At 34.6% G+C, this 2,213-nt stretch carries 2 protein-coding genes, 5 tRNA genes and 1 rRNA gene; all 8 read left to right on the top strand.

From position 1 onward, the window contains the following. Positions 1-87 precede the first annotated feature (87 nt). A tRNA-His gene (locus tag I1959_RS15180) sits at positions 88-164 on the top strand. A gap of 8 nt (positions 165-172) precedes the next feature. After that, positions 173-248, top strand: a tRNA-Lys gene (locus I1959_RS15175). Between the two features lie 10 nt (positions 249-258). Continuing rightward, positions 259-332, top strand: a tRNA-Cys gene (locus I1959_RS15170). A 5-nt stretch (positions 333-337) separates the two neighbouring features. Beyond that, positions 338-414 (top strand) — tRNA-Arg (locus I1959_RS15165). Between the two features lie 5 nt (positions 415-419). Then, positions 420-495, top strand: a tRNA-Val gene (locus I1959_RS15160). A gap of 159 nt (positions 496-654) precedes the next feature. After that, on the top strand, positions 655-906 hold the full coding sequence (locus tag I1959_RS15155; protein ID WP_166506174.1) for a DUF2508 family protein: 252 nt from the start codon (positions 655-657) through the stop codon (positions 904-906). 21 nt (positions 907-927) lie between these two features. Next, the gene (locus tag I1959_RS15150) at positions 928-1,341 is read left to right on the top strand and encodes a hypothetical protein (protein ID WP_092921872.1); all 414 of its coding nucleotides are present in this window, start codon (positions 928-930) and stop codon (positions 1,339-1,341) included. A 544-nt stretch (positions 1,342-1,885) separates the two neighbouring features. Beyond that, positions 1,886-2,213: ribosomal RNA gene (locus tag I1959_RS15145) — 16S ribosomal RNA — on the top strand; the annotation flags it as partial.

Below are 2,213 nucleotides of genomic sequence, written 5' to 3'. Positions count from 1 at the left end.
GAGGTGTAGCGCAGTTTGGTAGCGCACATGGTTTGGGACCATGGGGCCGGGGGTTCGAGTCCCTTCACCTCGACCAATATAGATATGGTGGGTATAGCTCAGTTGGTTAGAGCGCCAGATTGTGGCTCTGGAGGCCGTGAGTTCGAATCTCATTATCCACCCCATGTAAAATGACCCATTAGCTCAGTCGGTAGAGCACCTGACTTTTAATCAGGGTGTCCCGCGTTCGAGTCGCGGATGGGTCACCATTTATATTACGGCGACATAGCCAAGTGGTAAGGCAGTGGACTGCAACTCCTTGATCCCCAGTTCGAATCTGGGTGTCGCCTCCAAAATTGCGCCTATAGCTCAACTGGATAGAGTGTCTGACTACGAATCAGAAGGTTAGGGGTTCGAGTCCCTTTGGGCGCACCATATCCGGGATTATAGCTCAGCTGGGAGAGCACCTGCCTTACAAGCAGGGGGTCACAGGTTCGAGCCCTGTTAATCCCACCAGTGTAACCTCTAGTGATTTTCACTAGAGGTTTTTATGTGTAAAAAATAATACTAAGAATGTATACTATCTTGATAAAGAAATTAAATTTACATATAATGGTATATAGATTTTAGAATATGTCAAAATTCTTAATAAAATATAATTTAGGGAGGATGACTATGTCTAAAATAAAAAACATTAATAAAAATAAAGAAAAGCAAAAACTAATAAAGGAGATAAAAAGAGCTCAGTTGGATGTTGAAACAGCAGAACATTTTTTTCAACTAGTTACGGATCCAGAGTTAGTGGATGTTGCTATATATGAATTAGAGGCAAAAAAATCAAGATATAGATATTTAATAAAGATTGCTAAGGAAAGAGGAATAAAGAAGACATTACAAGAGTCTTTAGTAGAATCAATAGCAAAATAATTCTAAGGAGATGATTAAATCATGTATGTAGTTTTTGGGGATGAAATAGTAGATAGCGAAGAACTAAAAGAGACTATACAAGAAAATAGTGACTTTATAGTAGAAAAAGATTTAACTAAAGGAACAAAAAGAGAAGATACATTAGCTTACCAAATAAGTATAGATATAGACAATTTAAATGAAATAATAAAAGAAGACTATGATTTAGAAGAAATAGATAGTGAAGATTTATTTGATGAATATATAACATTAGCAGATGAATTAGCTATGGAACTAGAAGAAATAATGCCAGAAGATGCTGTTATGAATGCTAGGGCTTATAAATGGGATAATACAGATGATGCCATAAAAGTAGTTATAGCCATAGGACATGCAGAACTAGGTGAATTAAAAGTATCTGATGTTGCGAGAAGATTATTATCACAAGTTGATTAATAAAAGAAGAAGGGTATTAATATTACTTAATATCCTTTCTTTTCTTTTTTATAATAAGTAATTTAATTATACTTAATAAAGTTATATTAAGTATAATATAGAAGATAAAAGATTTTTGTGAATAGGTTAATTATAAGCAGATGATTATATGCCTTTGGATATAATTTTCATTCATCATAATAATAATATTTAAATATAATAGTTTATCAAATTAATAAGCATATAGTTGTATTAATTTAAATAAAATTGTATAGCTAATTTTTTTAAGTTAATAATAAAATAATGAATAAATATACTTTATCTTACACATAATATAATTGTTGAGAAGCACATTATAAATAAAAAATAATTTTTTTTCAAAAAAGTATTGACGATATAAAAATAAGATGATATAGTATTACTTGTCCTTAAGAAAAGGGCAAAATGAAAATGAACTTTGAAAATTAAACAGTAGGTTAATTTATATAACTAATGATTCTTAAAAGAATCGAAAACAAACCAAGCCAGATATTCAGATAATGATAGTCTGAGCAGGTAACAACTTTTATTTGAGAGTTTGATCCTGGCTCAGGATGAACGCTGGCGGCGTGCCTAACACATGCAAGTCGAGCGATTTACTTCGGTAAAGAGCGGCGGACGGGTGAGTAACGCGTGGGTAACCTGCCCTGTACACACGGATAACATACCGAAAGGTATGCTAATACGAGATAACATGAGGAAGTCGCATGGCTTTCTTATCAAAGCTCTGGCGGTACAGGATGGACCCGCGTCTGATTAGCTAGTTGGTAAGGTAACGGCTTACCAAGGCGACGATCAGTAGCCGACCTGAGAGGGTGATCGGCCACATTGGAACTGAGACACGGTCCAAACTC

The organism is Romboutsia sp. 1001285H_161024_C4 (assembly GCF_015550185.1).
Taxonomy (GTDB): Bacteria; Bacillota; Clostridia; order Peptostreptococcales; family Peptostreptococcaceae; genus Romboutsia_C; species Romboutsia_C hominis.
This window is presented reverse-complemented; position numbering and strand designations above follow the sequence as displayed.